This window comes from Mammaliicoccus sp. P-M58, assembly GCF_022386165.1.
GTDB lineage: Bacteria > Bacillota > Bacilli > Staphylococcales > Staphylococcaceae > Mammaliicoccus > Mammaliicoccus sciuri.
In genome coordinates, this window is record NZ_JAJNJI010000012.1 from 84814 (window position 1) to 104959 (window position 20146).

23 protein-coding genes and 1 riboswitch are annotated in these 20146 nt (G+C 34.0%); of the genes, 11 read left to right on the plus strand and 12 right to left on the minus strand.

Annotated elements, in window-relative coordinates; all coding sequences use genetic code 11:
- The first annotated feature begins 2 nt into the window (after window positions 1-2).
- A complete protein-coding gene (locus LQ694_RS12750; protein WP_231493153.1) occupies window positions 3-464 on the plus strand; it encodes a threonine/serine exporter family protein in 462 nt (153 codons plus the stop codon).
- 232 nt (window positions 465-696) lie between these two features.
- On the opposite strand, the gene hxlB is transcribed toward LQ694_RS12750, so the two are convergent.
- A complete protein-coding gene (gene hxlB / locus LQ694_RS12755; RefSeq protein ID WP_231493154.1) occupies window positions 697-1236 on the minus strand; it encodes a 6-phospho-3-hexuloisomerase in 540 nt (179 codons plus the stop codon).
- A gap of 1 nt (window position 1237) precedes the next feature.
- Window positions 1238-1870, minus strand: coding sequence for a 3-hexulose-6-phosphate synthase (gene hxlA, locus LQ694_RS12760; RefSeq protein ID WP_218697163.1), 633 nt, complete (start codon window positions 1868-1870; stop codon window positions 1238-1240).
- A gap of 112 nt (window positions 1871-1982) precedes the next feature.
- On the opposite strand from hxlA, the gene LQ694_RS12765 reads away from it, so the two are divergent.
- The 4 genes from LQ694_RS12765 (at window position 1983) to LQ694_RS12780 (ending at window position 3961) form a co-directional block, all read left to right on the plus strand.
- Window positions 1983-2336, plus strand: coding sequence for a winged helix-turn-helix transcriptional regulator (locus LQ694_RS12765; protein WP_058611384.1), 354 nt, complete (start codon window positions 1983-1985; stop codon window positions 2334-2336).
- A 59-nt stretch (window positions 2337-2395) separates the two neighbouring features.
- A complete protein-coding gene (locus tag LQ694_RS12770; RefSeq protein ID WP_048539983.1) occupies window positions 2396-2950 on the plus strand; it encodes a DUF4256 domain-containing protein in 555 nt (184 codons plus the stop codon).
- 158 nt (window positions 2951-3108) lie between these two features.
- Window positions 3109-3564 carry a LytTR family DNA-binding domain-containing protein gene (locus tag LQ694_RS12775; RefSeq protein WP_065381633.1) on the plus strand — a complete coding sequence of 152 codons (456 nt, stop codon included), beginning with the start codon at window positions 3109-3111 and terminating at the stop codon, window positions 3562-3564.
- 13 nt (window positions 3565-3577) lie between these two features.
- Window positions 3578-3961, plus strand: coding sequence for a DUF3021 domain-containing protein (locus tag LQ694_RS12780; RefSeq protein WP_065381632.1), 384 nt, complete (start codon window positions 3578-3580; stop codon window positions 3959-3961).
- Window positions 3962-4405: 444 nt separating this feature from the next.
- On the opposite strand, the gene LQ694_RS12785 is transcribed toward LQ694_RS12780, so the two are convergent.
- The 8 genes from LQ694_RS12785 to isdC form a co-directional block, all read right to left on the minus strand.
- The gene (locus LQ694_RS12785; RefSeq protein WP_218697162.1) at window positions 4406-4741 is read right to left on the minus strand and encodes a hypothetical protein; all 336 of its coding nucleotides are present in this window, start codon (window positions 4739-4741) and stop codon (window positions 4406-4408) included.
- Between the two features lie 319 nt (window positions 4742-5060).
- Window positions 5061-5411 carry an antibiotic biosynthesis monooxygenase gene (locus tag LQ694_RS12790; RefSeq protein WP_218697161.1) on the minus strand — a complete coding sequence of 117 codons (351 nt, stop codon included), beginning with the start codon at window positions 5409-5411 and terminating at the stop codon, window positions 5061-5063.
- Between the two features lie 20 nt (window positions 5412-5431).
- On the minus strand, window positions 5432-6151 hold the full coding sequence (gene srtB / locus LQ694_RS12795; RefSeq protein ID WP_218697160.1) for a class B sortase: 720 nt from the start codon (window positions 6149-6151) through the stop codon (window positions 5432-5434).
- The gene (locus LQ694_RS12800; RefSeq protein ID WP_218697159.1) at window positions 6135-6920 is read right to left on the minus strand and encodes an ABC transporter ATP-binding protein; all 786 of its coding nucleotides are present in this window, start codon (window positions 6918-6920) and stop codon (window positions 6135-6137) included. The genes srtB and LQ694_RS12800 overlap by 17 nt, the downstream gene beginning before the upstream one ends.
- On the minus strand, window positions 6901-7875 hold the full coding sequence (locus LQ694_RS12805; protein WP_239772082.1) for a FecCD family ABC transporter permease: 975 nt from the start codon (window positions 7873-7875) through the stop codon (window positions 6901-6903). The genes LQ694_RS12800 and LQ694_RS12805 overlap by 20 nt, the downstream gene beginning before the upstream one ends.
- Before the next feature lie 12 nt (window positions 7876-7887).
- Window positions 7888-8772 carry a heme ABC transporter substrate-binding protein IsdE gene (gene isdE / locus LQ694_RS12810; RefSeq protein WP_218697157.1) on the minus strand — a complete coding sequence of 295 codons (885 nt, stop codon included), beginning with the start codon at window positions 8770-8772 and terminating at the stop codon, window positions 7888-7890.
- The gene (locus LQ694_RS12815; RefSeq protein ID WP_218697156.1) at window positions 8769-10355 is read right to left on the minus strand and encodes an NEAT domain-containing protein; all 1587 of its coding nucleotides are present in this window, start codon (window positions 10353-10355) and stop codon (window positions 8769-8771) included. Before LQ694_RS12815 ends, isdE begins: the two co-directional genes overlap by 4 nt.
- Window positions 10355-11038 (minus strand): heme uptake protein IsdC, encoded by a 684-nt coding sequence (gene isdC / locus LQ694_RS12820; RefSeq protein ID WP_058611394.1) that lies wholly within the window; start codon window positions 11036-11038, stop codon window positions 10355-10357. The genes LQ694_RS12815 and isdC overlap by 1 nt, the downstream gene beginning before the upstream one ends.
- Window positions 11039-11268: 230 nt before the next feature.
- Window positions 11269-11377: riboswitch (TPP riboswitch) on the plus strand.
- A 67-nt stretch (window positions 11378-11444) separates the two neighbouring features.
- Between isdC and LQ694_RS12825 the strand changes: the two genes are divergently transcribed.
- Genes LQ694_RS12825 through LQ694_RS12845 form a run of 5 tightly spaced genes read left to right on the plus strand, consistent with a single transcriptional unit; the run spans window position 11445 to window position 15104 of the window.
- A complete protein-coding gene (locus LQ694_RS12825) occupies window positions 11445-12038 on the plus strand; it encodes a thiamine phosphate synthase (protein WP_167811987.1) in 594 nt (197 codons plus the stop codon).
- Complete coding sequence (gene thiO / locus LQ694_RS12830; RefSeq protein WP_204207425.1) at window positions 12031-13140, plus strand: glycine oxidase ThiO; 1110 nt, start codon at window positions 12031-12033, stop codon at window positions 13138-13140. Before LQ694_RS12825 ends, thiO begins: the two co-directional genes overlap by 8 nt.
- Window positions 13137-13337, plus strand: coding sequence for a sulfur carrier protein ThiS (gene thiS, locus LQ694_RS12835; RefSeq protein WP_049320598.1), 201 nt, complete (start codon window positions 13137-13139; stop codon window positions 13335-13337). The genes thiO and thiS overlap by 4 nt, the downstream gene beginning before the upstream one ends.
- Window position 13338: 1 nt before the next feature.
- On the plus strand, window positions 13339-14106 hold the full coding sequence (locus LQ694_RS12840; RefSeq protein ID WP_058611397.1) for a thiazole synthase: 768 nt from the start codon (window positions 13339-13341) through the stop codon (window positions 14104-14106).
- Window positions 14106-15104: a ThiF family adenylyltransferase gene (locus LQ694_RS12845; protein ID WP_218697155.1), complete on the plus strand. Its 999-nt coding sequence runs from the start codon at window positions 14106-14108 to the stop codon at window positions 15102-15104. The genes LQ694_RS12840 and LQ694_RS12845 overlap by 1 nt, the downstream gene beginning before the upstream one ends.
- A gap of 232 nt (window positions 15105-15336) precedes the next feature.
- On the opposite strand, the gene LQ694_RS12850 is transcribed toward LQ694_RS12845, so the two are convergent.
- Window positions 15337-15690, minus strand: coding sequence for a DUF488 domain-containing protein (locus LQ694_RS12850; RefSeq protein ID WP_204254054.1), 354 nt, complete (start codon window positions 15688-15690; stop codon window positions 15337-15339).
- 149 nt (window positions 15691-15839) lie between these two features.
- Here LQ694_RS12850 and LQ694_RS12855 point away from each other — a divergent pair, with 149 nt between their 5' ends.
- Window positions 15840-17795, plus strand: a complete 1956-nt coding sequence (locus LQ694_RS12855; protein ID WP_065381617.1) for a fructose-bisphosphatase class III — start codon at window positions 15840-15842, stop codon at window positions 17793-17795.
- A 346-nt stretch (window positions 17796-18141) separates the two neighbouring features.
- Here the strand turns inward: LQ694_RS12855 and LQ694_RS12860 are convergent, their stop codons facing one another.
- Window positions 18142-20142 carry a CocE/NonD family hydrolase gene (locus tag LQ694_RS12860; protein ID WP_218697154.1) on the minus strand — a complete coding sequence of 667 codons (2001 nt, stop codon included), beginning with the start codon at window positions 20140-20142 and terminating at the stop codon, window positions 18142-18144.
- Window positions 20143-20146: the final 4 nt, after the last annotated feature.

Genomic DNA, 20146 nt, shown 5'->3' on the forward strand with positions numbered 1-20146 from the left:
ATATGTTAACTATCATATTACACTTTGTATTTAGCTTTTTAGCATCTTATCTATTTGCACTCGTTTATGACGCACCACGCAAGTTATTTTTAGCTGCAGGCTTTGGTGGTGGTTGTGGCTATCTCGTTAATTATTTATTATTAGAAAGTACAAATATGGATGCCATCTATACAAGTTTGCTAGGCAGTTTAACACTCGGCTTAATCAGTCACACCATGGCAAGAACATTAAAATCCCCAGTCATCATATTTATGATTCCTGGTATCATCCCTTTAGTACCAGGAGGCATAGCATTTGAAGCAACAAGGAAACTAGTAGAATTAGAATTTAATAGCGCCGTAGATATATTCATTAGAGCATTATTGATAGCGGGCGCTATAGCAGTAGGCTTATTAATAGCAGACCAAATATTTAAAATCATTAATCATACAAAAGTAAATATTAATAGAGAGACTGGCACGTAAAAAATGCCAGTCTTTTTCATATATATGGGGATGTTGAGGGGCGCTATGTTGCTTGTTTGGGGTGTCTTGCAACATACGGGCGAGCTATGTTGCTTGTTTGATGAGTCTTTATAAATACAAGGCTTCAACATTGCTTGTCGCACCTCACTTGCAATATTCAGTCCTCCCAACATCACCCATCACACTCCAAAAAAGTAAGAAACCGTCTGAGCGTTTCAGACGGTTTCCTCTATTATTCTAAATTCGCGTGTTTATTTTGCATAATTGTTTCACTTACGTTTAATTGTTCCATTAAACCCATTACGATACTATCTAAATATAATTGAGTGCTTTGTTCGAACAGACTTCCTAGTGGTTGTTCTGATCCTTTTTCATCATATTTAGTTCCTGCTGGTAAAACGATCACGTCATCTGCTATTTCAGCGATTGGTGATTGTTCTTTTGTAGAAATTAATATAATGTTGGATCCGATATCTTTTGCTGTTTGTGCGAGTAATTTTAAATGAGCTGTGGATCCTGAACCAGAGACAATCAATAATTTGTCTCCTTCATTAATAGAAGGTGTACTTGTTTCACCTACTACATAGCTTTTCTTACCTAATTGGTTCAATCTCATAGCAAAACTGTTCGCGACAAATGCAGAGCGTCCTTTAGCTGCTACAAACACTGGAACTTCTGACTGCAAGCTATTTACGAATTGCTCAGTATCCTTCAAGTCTACTTGATTTAATGTTTGCGTGAGTTCATTCAATATTAATTGATAACGGCTCATATTACTTACCTTCGATAATTTCTCTACATAATTTTGCAGCTGCTTTTGGATCGTCTGCGTTAGCAATTCCTCCACCAACAATAATTAAATCTGGGTTTTCATCAGCAACAGATTGAATTGTTTCTGGCGTAATACCTCCAGCTACTGCTACTTTTGAATTTTTGATAACTGATTTAACTGTACGTAAGCTTTCTAATGGAGATACACCTTTAGCTTGTAAATCGTAACCAGTATGCACAGCGATATAATCTGCACCTAATGCATCTAATTCTTTCGCACGTTTTTCTAAATCTTGAACTGCGATCATATCCACTAATAATTCTTTACCATGTTTATGCGCTTCTTCAACTGCACCTTTAATTGAAGCATCTTCAGCTACACCTAAAATTGTTACGATATCTGCTCCAAATTTAACAGCTTGGCTTACTTCATAACCAGCAGCATCCATAATTTTTAAGTCAGCTAATACTTGAACATCTTTAACAGATTGACTTAATTTTTCTACTGCACCTAATCCTTCATTAATAACGATAGGTGTACCGATTTCTACTATATCTACATATTCCTCAACTTGTTGCGCTAATTGAGCTGCTTCTTCTTTATTTAATAAATCAATTGCTAATTGTAATTTCATATTAATCATATCTCCTTTATCTATATTACTTTGCACTTATAATTGTGATATAATGTATAAAATTATGCAATACTGACAAATATGTCACTTAGTGAAGAAATGGGGTTGTATTATGGTATTAATTAACTATAAAGAAACGGAATATTATAATTCTAAAGACTTAGCATTATCTGTTATTGGCGGTCGTTGGAAAATACCAATCATCTGGCATTTACTACAAGTGTCACCTCTTAGACTCAATGAATTAGAAAAGAAACTACCAGATATTAATCAGCGTATGCTTATTAGACAGTTGAGAGAACTCGAAGACGATCATATCGTAAACCGTACTGTATATCCGGTCGTACCACCTAAAGTTGAATATAGTTTGACACAAATAGGTAAAGATTTAGAACCTGTTGTTAATGGCATTTGTGACTGGGGAGACGAATTTTTAGACTTTTTAAATACTAAAGATAAAGCTTAATCACATATTACTTTTAATCGCTTCATAGTCTGCTACAATAAAATAAAAAGGGGTATTTTATGACAACTCAAAAACTTTCACAAGAAGAACAAGCTGAACTGCTTACAACTTTACAAAAACGATTCGAAAAATTTCCAGAACGTCATAAAAATATAGAATGGTCAGATGTAGAAAAACGATTAAATGAACATCCAGAAAAATTATGGTCACTTAATCAAATGGAACAAACTGAAGGAGAGCCTGATGTAATAGGATTAGAAGATGATGCTTATATATTCGTAGACTGTTCTAAAGAAAGTCCTAAAGGCCGTCGAAGTGTTTGTTATGATAGAGCAGCATTAGAATCTAGAAAGAAACACAAACCAGAAACAAGTGTAATGGACATGGTTCATGAAATGAACGTTACATTACTTAATGAAGAACAATATAGACATTTACAAACACTCGGTGAATTTGATAAGAAAACATCTAGTTGGATTGAAACACCGACAAAAATTAGAGACCTTGGTGGTGCATTATTCTGCGATTTACGGTATGACACAGTATTCACTTACCATAATGGCGCTGATTCTTATTATGGCGCAAGAGGTTTTAGAAGCATGTTAAAAATATAAAATAAAACTTCCTCAATTTGTCTCATGAAGACAAGTTCAGGAAGCTTTTTCTATACAATCAATACTTAACCACTTACACCGTAAATTATACCGGTTATGACATAACTACTGACAAATAATTAGAAACGACATACCATATAACCAAAGGAGGTTATGCTATGACAGAGCCATTCAACGTTCAACTCAACATCGACACTTCACAAAAGACGACGGATATTTCAATCAGAACCTTTGAACAGGAACTTGGTCATAACCTATTAACATATATTCAACAATTTGAAACATCCAACCATAAAATCGGTATCAAGACATCACAAGGAACGTCTCTTATTTTAAAAGAAGACATCATTTTTGCAGAAGTTTTTGATAAACAACTGAACATCATAACAACCAGTGAAACACTCACAACTCGAATGTCACTCACTGCCTTACAGCAAACATTGCCTAACCAGAAGTTCTTGCAAATTAGTAAATCGTCTATCGTGAACATAGAACATATCAACAAAGTATCACCATCATTTTCAGGGAATTTATATGCAACGTTATCTAATAATAAAAAAGTAACCATTTCAAGAAGATATGTTAAAAATTTAACTAAAATATTAGGTATATAAGGAGGAAACAATCATGAACAAAATCATTAAATCTATTCTACAAGGTATTGGTATAGGAAGCAGTATTATGCTTATATTCATCGCAATATTTGAAGTAACGATTGGCTTCCAGGCAGTCTTCAGCGTTTATATATTCGGTGCCATTTGTGGATTTCTACCAATAGTTTATGAAATCGATCAAATACCACTCTTATTCAGGCTCATCATTCATTTAGGTGGTAGTATCATTACATTCTTTATCGTTTCAACAATTAATAACTGGATACCATTACAACCAGCACCACTCATCGGAGGACTCACAACCTTCGCATTAATATTCCTCGTTATCTGGTTTATATTTATGTATCTCAATATTCAACAAAGCAAAAAAATAAATACAAAACTTAAAAAAATGTAAACAAAGACCCTTAAGGTTCACTCCTTAAGGGCCTTCTTTTCCGTTTTTCCATATTTTACTGAAATAAATGTAATTCACACGATATAGATTCCGTATCACACAAAGCGTGCAATCAATACTAGAATATATTATCTATTCATATCTTCTAAACTCATAATCGATTTCCCCATTGATCATGAAAACATCTCTATATTTGTCCTTAAAAATCTTATAGAATATAATTTTTAACGCCATGAAAAATTTATAAACCTAAAACTTCCCTAAACATTTCGTAAATACACTAATTCCTCTAAAGCCTCTTTATAACCTATAATACCCCATCCAAAAAGAAAAAATGTACAATAACAAATCAAAAATCAAGCTCTTTCGCAAAAACCATCAATCAATATCAAATCATAAAGCGTGCTATGAAAAGTATGTGTAACGCTAAAACACAATGTAAATCTAAGTACCAATCGCATCTTCAAAGTGACGATTTAAATATAAACAAATTTCATTTATCGTCTCAATCGTCTCCCCAAACAAAGCAGAACTACGTTTAAGAATCTTAAAATGCTTTTGATCTTCTTTCTTTCTAACGCATGCAAAAACAAAAATCGAATGGAAAAATTCAGTCTGATCATTAAGAGACTCTCCATATCTCTCTTCCAAATCATTCAAAATATCATCCAAACTGATATCTTTAGGAATAGCCAGCTCCTCTACCCTGTGCATGCCAATCTTACCTTCAGTAATAAAACCCTGAATATCGTAAAACTCAAACTTAATAATATTGTACATTTCAACCTCCTTTCCAAGGGATGTTATAGGTTATACTTTTATTATATTCAGGACTCATTTATTGTCAATCATTTTCTATACTTTTTTTATACAAATTATTTAAAATACAATAAAACCCCGTTAAATAAACGTTTTATAAGCCATAAAATTTCAAAAAAACTCAAAAAAAGTAGTTAAAAATCGTAAAATTCTCAAAAAAATTTATTAAACATAATTTACGTAATAGTAATATTTAAGACACCTTAAACTTCAAAAAATGTAATATAAAAATTAAATTTTTCTCAAAATAAATACAAAAAAACCCAACATGACTTTAATGTCATGCTGGGTTTACAACTTCCGCTTCTGCCTCGTTATCAAAGTGATAACCGATTGTATATGTTGTGACTGTGTTTTCTAATATAGGGCTTTCGCTATCTTCTCTGTTATGTCGTACGTTCTTGTGTGCTTCTTTGAATACGTCTGATTTTAACCAGTTTTTGAAGCATTGTTCTGATTCCCAGATTGTAAGTATTTTTACTTCGTCATATTCTTCGAGGTCATTTGTTTTTGTTACATACATTTTCTTGAATCCTTCTATTGTTTCTATTCCTTGTCTCATATAGAATCTTTCTATTGTTTCGTCTGCTGTTCCTTTATAGAGTTGTAATTTATTTTCTGCCATAAACATGTTATTACCTCTTTTCTATTTTATACTTTTACGAGTTTGGCTACGACGACGATTCGTCCTGATGTGAGTGAATATGGATCTTCACATGTTGAGAGTGTGACGATCTTATCGTCTTTATTAACTTCTGTTGTTGTTGAGATTTGTGATTTTTTTAATGTTTTTTCTAGAAATTGTTCATATGTTGCTTTGTCTTTAAAGTCTGTTTGTATGTAATTATCTTTTGTTGTCGTTTCGTAGGCGCTAATGACTTCTAATTGATACTTACCGTATTGTGTATCGTACTGGATCGTTTTATGTTGATTATAAAATGATTGATCTAAATATTTTTCTACGACGTCAAACATGGTGTTATCTCCTACGTGATGTCCATATATGACGGTATTCATTTTATCGTGCTTTGGTGTATTACGATAATCCATAAAGATACTACCTTTTCTACTTTCTTGTTGTTCAAAGTCTTTCTTTAAGTAGTCTTTGTTGTCTTTCGATTGTAGTATTGGATAGTTCAATGATGTGCCTTCTAGATGTATCCATCCTATGATATCTTTGTTGATGTTACTGAGTTGTTTGAATTGTGGTCGCACGGTATTGGTGTTTGTCATTTGTGTATAATTTTGTTGTAAATGAATGTAGCGTTCTTCCGCTTCTTTATCTACTTGCTTATTGTGATACATGACATATCCTGACCATATGATGACAGCGACTAATGCAATTTGAATGATCTTAATGATGATTTTCACGTGTTGCTCTGCCCTTTCTCTTACAAATCAGCATGCCACATTCTGGGTCATGGATGATTTTCGCATCGATATTATATACGCGTGAAATAAAAGATTCTGTTACGACCTCTTCTGGAGGTCCTTGGATGACTTGATTGTTATGTATACATACGATTTCATCGCTATATTCTATCGCTTGGTTAATTTCATGTAACACCATAATAATGGTGATATTAAAGTTCTCATTCAGTGACCGGATAATATCCAACACTTGATATTGATAATTTAAATCTAAGTATGTCGTTGGTTCATCTAACAACATATATTGTGGTTCTTGCGCAAGTGACATTGCGATATACACACGTTGTAATTCTCCGCCTGACAATTCACTAATTGGTTTATCTTGAAAGTCTTCTAATTCTAGTTGGTGTAACACATGCTGAATGACTTCTTCTTGTTTGATATCTTTCTTCAATATGGATTGGTAACTATATCTTCCACACTGTACGACTTCTTTAACTGTAAAATCTTCTGGCGCACGGTTATTTTGATGTACGGTCGCTAACTGCCTTGCTAATGTTTTTCTATTTAATGATGAAATAGCTTGATTATCTAAGTAAACAATACCTTCACTCGGCTCTAAATTACGTGATAATATTTGTAACAATGTTGATTTACCCGATCCATTAGGTCCAATGATGGTTGTAATGGCATGCTTTTTGAGTTGTATGTTTAACGATTCAAAAATATGCTTTCTCTGGTATTTGAAACTAACGTTCTCTGTTCGCATGGACATACGCTCCTTTACAAATAAGGTAAATCAAGAATGGTCCACCTACTACAGTCGTAATCGTACTCGCTGGTATCTCTAGAGGTGGTGCTATTGTTCGACCTACCGTGTCTGCTAATAATACGAGCCATGCACCAAATATAATGGAATATGGTATGACCTTTTTATAATTCGTTCCAACGATACGTCTTATAATATGTGGCACGATTAAGCCTACAAAAGCTAATTGACCTACGATAGCTGTTGCACTACTTGCTAAAAATACAGCAACTAAACCTACGATGAGGCGGTATTTCGTAATATTAAAACCAATATTATGCGCTTGTTTATCTTCGAATGATAACAAGTTCACTTTGTTTACTAACATGAGTGCCAATATAATCCCTATTGTTGAAGTAACGGCAATGATATAGACATCTTGCCATACTTTCATCGTTAAACCTGTTGGTAACTGCATAACAGGACTCATGGATAAAAGCTCTATTACACCATTTAACATGGCGTATATTGCAACACCTACTAATATGAGTCTAATCGGTGTTATTTGATAACGTGATACTAATAGGAATAATATAAGAAACGGTATAACCCCACCAATAAAGACGAATATCGGTAAATAGAAATACAAGGTAGGTAGAAATATAAGTATGACACCTCGTGCAACAAGTGCACCAGATGTCACACCAATAATATTCGCTTCAGCTAGAGGATTTTGTAATACCGCTTGTAGCAAAGCCCCTGATACACTTAGAGCAGTTCCAACAAATAACGTGATGAATATTCTTGGCATACGTAAATCAATAACTGCATCTACTTGAGGTTCAGTACCTGTTGTGAGTTTCGTGATGATTTGTTCTATACTTAAAGGTAACTTCCCACTTACAAGCGATATATAAATTGTTATGACAAGCATACATAATATGATCCAGAACGTGAGTCGCGAATATTTTTTCATGTTTTAACCTCTTTACTTATGATATAAAATGTCATAAAGCTGTACTAACGCATCGTCAGCTTTAATACTTGCTGTTATACCAAATGGAATTTCTTCTAAATCATAAACTCTATTATTTTTAACTGCGTCAAAGTGTTTCCATATATCATTTGTACTAAACTCTTTCTTAAACATTTCTCTTACTTGGTCTGGAAAACCATGTGGCAATCTTAAAATAATATCAGGATTGACTTTATAAAGTTCTTCCGTATTAGAAGCTAAATAAGCTCTTGATTCATTTTGTATAACATTTTCTCCTCCGGCAATTTTTACTAAATCACCAATATAAGAGTGTTCTGTAGCTACAAGATAACTACCAGGTACACCCATAAGAATCAATACTTTAGGGCGTTTTTTACCTTGAATCTTAGCTTTAATTTCAGCTTCGGCATTATCAAACTTTTTATTAAGTTTTTTAGCCTGTTCTTTACGATTGAACGTATTACCCATTTCGGTGATAGATTTCTTCAAACCATTTAAACTGTCGTAATCATAATAAGTACCTTTCATTTTAAGTTGTTCAAACACAGGATCCATCTCAGATTTAATTGTTGTAACAGTTAATACATGTGTTGGATTAAGTGATTTCACAACTTCAACATTCGGTTTCTTAGGCTGACCAATTTCAGGTACATCTTTGTATCGCTTCGGTAAATCTTTATAAGTTGTCGGTTTACCTACAATATCTAAATCTAATGCATCTAAAGTTTCCGTTAAAGCTACAGTAGTTGGTACGATTCTAAATTCTTCTTTCTTCTGTTTACTTGCAGGTTCTGATGATTTACTAAAGTTGATGTTACATGCCGCAAGTAGACAGCTACATATAAGGATTAAACCTAATAGCGATTTAACCTTCATTTAGATGCTCGCTTCTTACCTAAGAAGAATGAACCTGCTAATAACAATACTGCACCACTGAAGATAAGTGCATAAGTCATCGCATCTCCACTGCTACTCGTTGAAGGATTAACGAGTTTCATGTTTGTTGAACCATCTGCGTTACGATCGAAACTTGGACTCACTTTATCTGCACTTGTCGAACTTGCTCCATTGTTATCACTTGTCACAGCTTGATTTGAAGGTGTGGCAGGTGATGAACTATAATTTGTTGTACTATTTGCTCCAGATGAAGCATTCGAAGATTCGGGTTTTTGGTCATCTGACGGTGTTGTCTGATTGTATTGAACATTTGTAGAATCATGACCTTTAGTGTCATCTTCTTTACTTGGTGTGCTGACAGGTTGTTGTTCATCACTTGTGTTTGTATTTACATTGCCAGATGCCGCTTCTTTATCAAATTCAATACGTGTTGTGTAATGATTGTCGTAGTTAATCGCTGGTACAACAATATGCACTTTAGATGTTAATACTTTTAAATATTTCGGCTTTTCAAAGCGAATGATTTTTGTATCTGCAGATTGATCTTCTGAAACGGTTGTGACATTTAATTTCTTATCATGATCGAATAATTCAAACGACTTCCAATATGAAGCTGATTTCAATGTTAGTTCAACATATTGTTTACCATTTTCTTCAACAATACGTGCAGGTTTCACCATATATTGGTCCATATAAGAGATTTCACTTGAACCATTTTTATAGACCATGTAACCTAACGTTGAAGTTGCTTTTTCTTGAATAGTTGATCCTTGGTTGGAGCCAGTCGGATTTTTAACTTTATCAGGAATTGGCACTTCTTTTTTTGTTATCGGCTTATTATCATTCTTTGGTGTTTCATTCTTTGGTGTTTCATTCTTTGGTGTATCTTGCTTTGGAAGTTCTGTTTGTGGTTGCTCATGATTCGAATCCTTTGCAAGTTCTTGTTGTGGATCTTCTACATTCTGCTTTGTAGTATCCTGCTTTTGGTCAGTCGTTGATTGGTTTGAATCGTCTTTCTCTTTATCATTTGAATCTACTTTTCCTGTATCTTGTTGATTTGAATTCTGAGTTGTCGGTGCACTAGGAATAACTTCTTTAAAATTTACATGAGTTGTATATTTGTTGTCATAATTGATTGCTGGTACAACAATGTGAACTTTTGAAGTAAGCGATTGGCAACCTGGTTTAACTTTAAACTTGATGATTTTTGTATCAGCTTGATGATCTTCTTTAACTGTTTGAATGGCAATTGCGCCTGATTCATCATACAGTTCAAATGACTTCCAATAAGAAGCGCTTTTCAAAGTCATCTCAACATATGTTTCCCCATTCTCAAAATATACCTTTGCTGGTTTTACCATATATTGATCCATATAAGAGATTTCATTTGATTTATCTTTATTAACTACAAAATCAATTGTCTTACTTTTTACTGCTGATGCTTGTTCTTCTGCTGCTTCAACTTTTTTCATTGTTGTATGACTAAGCGGTTCATAAGTGTTGAATGAAAGAGTTGAGAATAATAAAGAAAACGCTAATAATGACTTAACACTTTTCTTCATTAATTATGACCTCTTTTCAATTTTTTATTGAGCATAAACGTAACGATTAATAACATACCTGCAACAATTGGAAGGACTGTGATTATTACTGGTGTGCCTGCGCTCGTTTGAGGATTTTTCACATCTTGTGAAGTAGCAGTAGAACTATTAGAAGATGTACTACTATTTGAACTAGAAGATGCTGCTGTTGTTGAATTCTTAGAAGCATCACTAGATGAAACTGCTGCAGCTTGTCCAGAAGGTTCTTTTACGTCAAATGTGATTTTGTATTTGTTATCGTATAAGAACGGTTTACCATCGACTTTTTCATTGATATAAACATCAATTGTTCCAGCAAGTTGTCCAGATGTAGAATTCACTTTAAAGCTAGACGTTCTAACGTCTGAACCTTTGTCTTCACTTACGATACTTTCAGCAGAACCATCAACTGTAATACCTTTAATCCAATGGCTGTGATTCATCGTTAATTGAAGTTGCTTTTCGCCATTCTTAACAACTAACTTACCTGGTTTATTAAAATAATCATTTGCAATCGAAACATCTGAAGTACCATGTTTCAATACTGTGTAATCAACGTCATAAGTACCATCCTTCACATCAGCAGAAGCCACCTTACCTACGCCTACTGATAATAAAATAAGTACTAATAACCCAATATTTAAAAACTGCTTTAACCTTTGCATAATATACCTCCTTTGTAAATTTCTTGAAATTCTCCTTCCACCTTATAATTTAATTGATAATGGTTATCAATGTCAATATTATTTTCTATTTTAATAAATAGTTAGTTATCCAAATTTTATTTTGTAAAATTTAAAAATTAATAGAATGGAATAATTTAGGTTGTAACTAAATAACATATAAATTTGAACATTCTTACTTTTATATGTACAATAGATGTAATAACTGAATAAATGTCCACTGGAAGTGCCTTATTATAGGCTGAGACTGAAGTAGTGACTTCGGGATTCCTTGAACCTGATCCAGTTTATACTGGCGTAGGAAAGTGGCGTATATAAGCTTACTTATACTTATAATTAAATTTTTACGCTATTTTTCTATACAGAAAAATAGCGTTTTTTATTTGGAGTGATTTCATTGTTTATTGCTGTTACACCGTATAAAGACTTAGACGTTGAAGATTTAGAACATTATATAGAGATTGCAGAAGAGATTGATTTGTTATTACTGAGAGTACCTATGACACGTGATGATCTTTGCTGGGCGCTTGATTATTTATTAGCAAATAACTTTCCTCAAACGAAATTAATGATTCATTCTGATTTGACCATACTTGAAAAATATGATTTGAATTTTATCCATTTTCGTGAAAAAGACGTGCAAGCATTTGAATATAAAAAGCTTCACCCTCATGTATCCGTGAGTATGTCTACACATTCAGTTGAAACTGTGAAACACGCACGTGAGTGGTCTTTGGATTTCGTATTCTTTGGTCATGTGTTTGAATCTCGTTCTAAACATGGTCTTAAACCAAGGTCTTCTAAAGAAATAAAAGATGCAGTATCTATAGATATTCCTGTTTATGCAATTGGTGGCATAGATACACATTCTATTAAGTCGTTGCCTCATGGTTTTGAAGGTGTTTGTGCAATTTCATTTTTCAGATATCAAAGTTTGCGTGAAATTCAGTTATTAAGAGAGGAGTGGCTTGCATATGTATGACGTGTTAATTGTTGGCTCTGGCGTCATGGGGATGTCTATTGCGCGTGAATTAGCGCTTAAGAATGATTTGTTATCTATCGCTGTAATTGATCGAGATGTGCCTGGATTACACGCTTCTTATAAAGCTGGTGGCATGTTAGGTGCACAAAATGAATTTATTGAAGATACACCCCTTTATCAACTTGCTTTACGTTCAAGAGATTATTTCGAATCTTTAAGTCACACGTTATATAAAGAGACGAATATCAATATTGATTATCAAGCACACGGTTTAATTAAAATGGCCGCATCTCGAGATGATATCGACAGCTTAACTGAGCAATATCGTTTTTTAAATAAACGTGATCGTTCAGTTACTACATTAAATAGTCAATCACTTCGTCATCTTTCAAATCATACGATTTCTTATAATCATAAAGCGATTTATATTCCATTTGATGGCCAAATTAATGCCAATCAATATGCTAAAGCTTTATTGAAATCTATTGAGTATAAAGGGATTGAACGCATTTATCATACTGAAGTTAAATCCATACATCGCTTAAATGATGCGTTCAAAGTGCTCACTGCAAATCAAATTTTACTTTCCAAAAAAGTCATTGTTGCTGGAGGTGCATGGAGTCATCAGTTATTAGCAGACTATGAAATTGAGCCAAAAGTAACAGGTGTTAAAGGCGAAGTTCTACTGTTAGAACATCCAGACTTAAAATTAGAACAAACACTTTTCATGACGAATGGCTGTTACATTGTGCCGAAACGTGGCAATCGATTTTTAGTGGGTGCAACGAGTTATGTAGATGACTATACTGTTGGCACATCAGTTGAAGGAGAAAATTGGTTAATGCGTCAGGCATGTAAATACATTCCATTATTATCAAGTAGTCGACTCATTCATAAATGGTCGGGCATTAGACCATACACTGATAATGAGTGGCCCATTATGGATGAAATCGATGAAGATTTATATATTGTTACGGGCCATTATCGTAATGGCATATTACTGTCACCTATCATCGGCAAATTAATGGCTGAATGGATTGTTTATGAAGTAAGACCTACGTTATTAGAAGCGTTTAAAGTGAGGAGGTGTGTCCATTTATGAAATGTATCATTAATGGTGATGAATTTAATTTTGAAGATGCGTTAACGTTGTCAGATTTACTAGACTCGCTGGAATTAGATAAAGATAGAATCATCGTCGAGTGGAACGATACACTCATCAAAAGTGAACAATTTAAAGAGATTACTGTTAGAGAATCAGATAGATTAGAACTACTAGAATTTGTTGGAGGCGGATAAAATGTTAAAAATAGGACCATATGAACTCAACTCAAGATTATTATTAGGTACAGGTAAATTTAAAGATGAAGAAACACAATCTAAAGCAATCCAAGCATCAGGTGCAGAAGTGCTCACTTTTGCTGTAAGAAGAATGAATCTTTATGACAAATCATTACCCAACCCATTAGCAAATGTTGATTTAAATCGCTTTATTACTTTTCCTAATACTGCTGGTGCACATACTGCAGAAGAAGCAGTACGTATTGCAGAAATTGCCAATCATGCTGGGCTTTGCAACTTAATTAAAGTAGAAGTCATTGGAGATGATAAGACTTTACTGCCAGATCCAATCGAAACTTATAAAGCATGTGAAATATTATTAGATAAAGGTTATATTGTCTGTCCATATATTTCGTGTGATGTTGTATTAGCTAAACGACTTGAAGCATTAGGTGTTCACGCGATTATGCCCCTAGCTTCTCCTATCGGAACAGGCAGAGGTCTTAATAACCCACTCAATTTAAGATATATCATTGAACAAGCTAACATACCCGTTATCGTGGATGCTGGTATTGGTTCACCAAAAGATGCTTGTTACGCGATGGAACTTGGTGCAGATGCAATTTTATTAAATACTGCCATTTCTGGTGCGAAAGATCCTGTAAAAATGGCTAAAGCGATGAAATTAGGTATTGAAGCCGGACTATTAAGTTATGAGGCAGGTAGAATTCCTGTTAAATATACAGCACAAGCATCGAGCCCAACTGAAGGATTAGGATTCTTGTAATGGAACGTTACGAACGACAAATGAAGTTTCAACAGTTCGGTGAGCATAGTCAAGAAACATTGCAGAATACCCGTATATTGATTATGGGTGCAGGTGCATTAGGCAGTCATGTTGCAGAACTACTCGCTCGCATGGGTGCTCATCAATTAACAATAATCGACATGGATATCGTTGAGCTTTCTAATTTACATCGTCAAGCACTTTATGATGAACGTGATGCACAGGAAATGCTTCCTAAAGTCGTTGCTTTAAAGAGGAAAATTAAACAGATTAATCATCATGTTGAATTGAATGCTATCCATCAAGAATTAACAGCACAAAACATTGAAACGATTATTCAAAATGTTCAACCAGATATAGTAATCGATGGGATGGATCAATTTGATATGCGCTTTTTAATCAATGAAGTTTGTCATAAATTAAACATTCCTTGGATATATGGCGCAGCAGTCGGAAGTAAAGGGACTATTTATGCAATTGATTATAGCGGACCTTGCTTAAGATGTATCTTGCAAAGCGTACCTCAAACTGGAGAAAGTTGTGCGATAAATGGCGTGCTACCACCAGTTGTTCAGCAAGTAGCCAGTTATGAAGTGTCAGAATTACTCAGATATGTTGCAGGAAAGTCCTTTTCCAAAAAGCTCATAACAATAGATACATTTGACATGAACATACGGGCAACAAATATCAATTTATTAAAAGACAATGACTGCGTTGTATGTGAACAAGGGATATATCAAGCATTAAACACACCACCCCTTTCATCAATAGAAGCATTATGTGGAGACACGTTCCTGTTTAGATTTAAACAACACGCATTTGAATTAGCACATCATTTTCCAGGACATATCGCTAAAGAAAATGCATATGTGAAATTTATAGCATATGATGATATGACCATGACCTTATTCAAAGACGGTCGTATGAATGTACACGGTATAGAATCACAAGAAACCGCAGAAGATATATATCAACAGTTTAGTAGGTGTATAAAGTAGGCCTGAGATATTCTATCTCAGGCTCTTATTTCATTTGTTCTATAAAATTGTGAGGATTACATAGTATCTAAAATATGATATTGAGTGAACTTGTGAGTTAGTTTGGGTATTAACTCACATCTTTGACGATCTCGTGAGTTTACTCCCTCTTTAACTCATATCTTTGCTAATCTTGTGAGTTTACTCCTTCTTTAACTCACATCTTCGACGATATTCCACCCTACTTTTCTTCTCACCCATCCAATATTTCTTTCAACACGATTGCTTGATTGTGTTTTTCGTCTTTGGCGCCATACAATATGATGAGTGTTTGTTTGTTTTCTTTATAAATTTGTTTTAGCTTATTTAAAGCTTCTTGTTGATCTCCTGATTCGAGTTCTTGTTTATATTTTTCTTTGAATGCTTCAAATTTGCTTGGTTCGTGATTGAACCATTTTCTTAATTCACTAGAGGGTGCGATGTCTTTTAACCAATGATCTAAATTCGCTTTGTCTTTAGATATCCCTCTCGGCCATACTCGGTCCACTAATACTCTTATACCTCTTTCATCAAGATTATTATAAATTCTATCTATTTTACATGCCATGAATAATCGACTCCTTTATATATATTTAACCTATAGAAGTGAATCTTAAACCATAAAAGAAAACGCTTAATGTGTTATACTATATCTCAAATGGTAGGTTTAATTTCTAAATAAAAAATCTCGAAATGATGAACGGAGTGAATTTTTTTATGACTCAATACGACAGCCAGAATTTAAAAGAAAAATACTTAAATTTATTAGCAGAAAAGTTTGATGAAGAAGAAAAAGTAGCAACTGAAATTATTAATTTACAATCTATTTTAGACTTACCTAAAGGAACAGAACATTTCGTAAGTGACTTACATGGTGAATATCATGCATTCCAACATGTTTTAAGAAATGGTTCTGGTAATGTGAGAGCTAAAATTAATGATATTTTTAAAGATACACATTCTGAAGAACATATTAGTGACCTTGCTGCACTCGTTTATTATCCAGAAGAAAAATTGAAACTTGTTAAAAATCAATTTGCTTCAAAATCGGAATTAAATGAATGGTATATTGAAACAATTCAACAGATGATACATCTTATATCATACGCTTCAAGTAAGTATACACGTTCTAAGTTACGTAAAGCTTTACCAAAACAATTCGTATACATAATCGAAGAGTTATTATATAAAAGCAATGTTTATAACAATAAAACGACTTACTACGAAACAATTGTTCAAAAAATCATTTCACTCGGACAATCGGATAAGCTGATTATTGGTTTAGCATACACGATTCAAAGATTAGTCGTTGACCATTTACATGTTGTAGGAGATATTTATGATCGTGGTCCTGAACCCGATAAAATTATGGAGACGTTAATTAATTATCATTCTGTTGATATCCAATGGGGTAACCATGACGTATTATGGATTGGCGCTTATGCTGGTTCAAAAGTATGTTTAGCTAATATTTTAAGAATATGCGCACGTTATGATAATTTAGATATCATTGAAGACGCATATGGAATTAATTTGCGACCATTAGTTAATTTAGCTGAAAAATATTACGGCGACAATACTGCATTTCATCCAAAAAAACATGCCGACAAAGAACTATCAGAAGAAGAAAAACTTCAAATCACTAAGATTCATCAAGCAATCGCCATCATTCAATTTAAACTAGAAAGTCCAATTATTAAACGTCGTCCTTCATTTGATATGGAAGAAAGACTCCTACTCGAAAAAGTAAACTACGATAACAATAAGATTACTATTTACGGTCAAACGTATCAGTTAGAAAATACATGCTTTGAAACAGTTGATCCAACAAATCCAGCACAACTAAACGAAGAAGAAGAGGAAGTTATTAATAAACTTCTACTTTCTGTACAAGAATCCGAAAAACTGAAACGTCATATGAACTTTTTAATGAAAAAAGGGAACTTATACTTAAAATATAATGGCAATTTACTTATCCATGGCTGTATACCCGTAGATGAACAAGGTAATATGGAAGAAATGGAAATTGATGGTAAAGTCTATAATGGACGAGAGTTATTAGACCAATTCGAATATCATATTAGAAATTCATTTAGTCGTAAACATGAAACAGATGATTTATCTACAGATTTAATTTGGTATTTATGGACAGGTAAATACTCTTCATTATTTGGTAAACGTGCCATGACAACGTTCGAAAGATATTTTATAAAAGATAAAGCATCACATAAAGAAGAAAAAAACCCTTATTATTATTTAAGAGAAGATAGCGATATGTGTCGCAAAATGTTAGAAGAGTTTGATTTAGATCCAGAACAAGGTCGTATTATCAACGGTCACACACCTGTTAAAGAAATTGATGGTGAAAATCCAATTAAAGCAAATGGTAAGATGATCGTCATAGACGGTGGATTTTCAAAAGCTTATCAATCTACAACAGGTATCGCAGGCTATACATTACTATACAACTCATTTGGTATGCAGCTCGTTGCCCACAAACACTTCGGAACAAAAGAAAACGTACTACTCAACGGAGCTGATGAACTATCCGTTAGACGTGTTGTAGATGAAGAACTCGAAAGAAAGAAAGTTCGAGATACAAACATCGGCGCCAAACTCCAAGAAGAAATTCAAATGTTACAAGAATTAATGTCATATCGTTATATAGATTAAAAAAACCGCGAAAACTAACGTAAGCTGTTAGTTTTCGCGGTTTTTCTTATGCATTATTTGAAAAGGCACCCATGCCTTTTCAAACCATATTGCACGATATCTCTCAGTCTTCGTGCGTTACACACTGATTTTGTACCTTAGTGCACGATATCTCTCAGTCTTCGTGCGTTACACACTGATTTTGTACCTTAGCGCACGATATCTCTCAGTCTTCGTGCGTTATACCCTGATTTTATACCTTAGCGCACGATATCTTTCAGTCTTCGTGCGTTACACCCTGATTTGGTACCCAAGTGCACGATATCTCTCAGTCTTCGTGCGCGATTCTCCAATTCAAATTTCATCTTCAAGTAAAGTCACGTTCTATTTTCTTTTTCCATGTTTTTGAGAAGCATTGTTCGCCTTCATTATAAGCTACGACTTTATTATATAAGTAATAATAGTCTTCATCGCATGTCATTGTACTAAATGTTTCTACTTCAGTATCTATATCATCATCTTTAACGATCACTTTCCAATCACATTGGACTTTGGCTGATAATGGATCGTCTTCTTTAATTGTGTAGATATTTAAGTTCTCTGTTCCATATGTGATATGACTATCTTTTAACGTTCTCAATCCTTCATCTGAATAATCTCTTAATTCCCATTCATTGGTCGTTAACCGCTTCGTCACATCTCTCGTTCGAGACCCTTCTCTATGAATGATTTTTTCTAGAGGCTGTGCAGTTTCTGATAAAGGATAATCTAATTGAACTTCTTCAAAATGATCAATTAAAGGTAATATCAATTGTGAATACTCTAAATCCACTTTTATATTTGCTACCTCTTTGCTCGGCCAAATTTGCGGCCAATATGTAGGTGAGATAGACACTTCAATTTTATGTCCTGCTGGTACTTGATAGCCTATAACATCTAGTGGTACTTCTGCATTGATATACTCGTTAATAGGTAGTTTCTCTGGCGTTTCATGACTCTTATAGTGATTTAGATTCAACTGACCTTTCGTAATCAATGTCTTCTTGCCGTTAGGATGTACATCGGAAATACGCACATGTATATTGCCATAAGCACAATCTGATTTAACATGAAGCTTTGCGACAGGTTGTCCAATGATATTCATTGTTTCACCATACGTTTCAACCATAAATGAGCATGCTAAAGCATTATCGATTGTTTGATCATCAGGTAAGTCCCCTTCTTGGCCAAAAGGACAGAACACGCCTGAATAAAGACCATGTTGTTGATTATTTTTCAACGTGATTTCTTGCGTCATACTACTAAAAATATCTTTCGACTTGATGTCTTCTTTTAATAAATCTAACCATTTGCCTTCTCGATAGTCGTATGAAGTTTGTGGTTCTACACTATCTTGAACATAAACAAGAAATTCATCTTTATGGTTAATATGTTCATCCGCTTCCATCCATTTATCTAACCATGCGACAACTTCTTGTAAATATCCCAATTGAGGGCCAGGAATTGCAACGTCTGGAAATTCATGTGCCCAAGGTCCTATAATACCTTTCTTTGGAACATTTAAATAACGCATTAAACGAAACACAGCATTTGTGTAGCCGTCTGCCCAGCCACTCATCGTTAATACCGGAATGGTAATGTTTGAATAGTCTTCATTAATAGAACCGTGCTTCCAATAGTCGTCTCTTGTTTGATGACTTACCCATTCTTCCACAAATGGAGGTGTATGTTCTAAACGTTCAAGCCAATTTTCATACCATTTATCACCGAAATATTTCGGAAAGGCTGGTCGTGCATTATATGCAAACATCGTAGAAGCCCACCAAAGCATATCAGAAGCCATAAGCGTTCCGCCTTTATAATGAACATCATCCGCATATCGATCATCCGTTGAACATAATGAGATAATGGTCTTTAATGCTTCTGGTTGTCTCGCAGCAACTTGTAATCCATTAAATCCTCCCCACGATTTACCGATCATTGCTACTGAACCATTTGACCACTCTTGGTTTGTTATCCATTCTATAATGTCCAATGCATCATCTTGTTCTTGTAACGGATATTCGTCTTCTATAATACCTTCAGAATCACCAGTTCCCCTTATATCAACTCGAATAGCAGTATACCCAAACCCTGCAAAATATTTATGTCTAATTTCATCCCGTAAAGCAGTAAATTCATCTTTTCTATATGGTAAATATTCTAATACCGCACCTTTAGTCTTTGAGTCGGTCTTAGGTTGCCAGATTTTAGCTGATAATTTCGTACCATCTTGCATCGTTATCCAAGTATGATGAATCACTTCGATTTCATATGGAAATTGTGTTCGCTCAGTTATTTTATTATAGTCTACATCAAAAACACCCATGTAA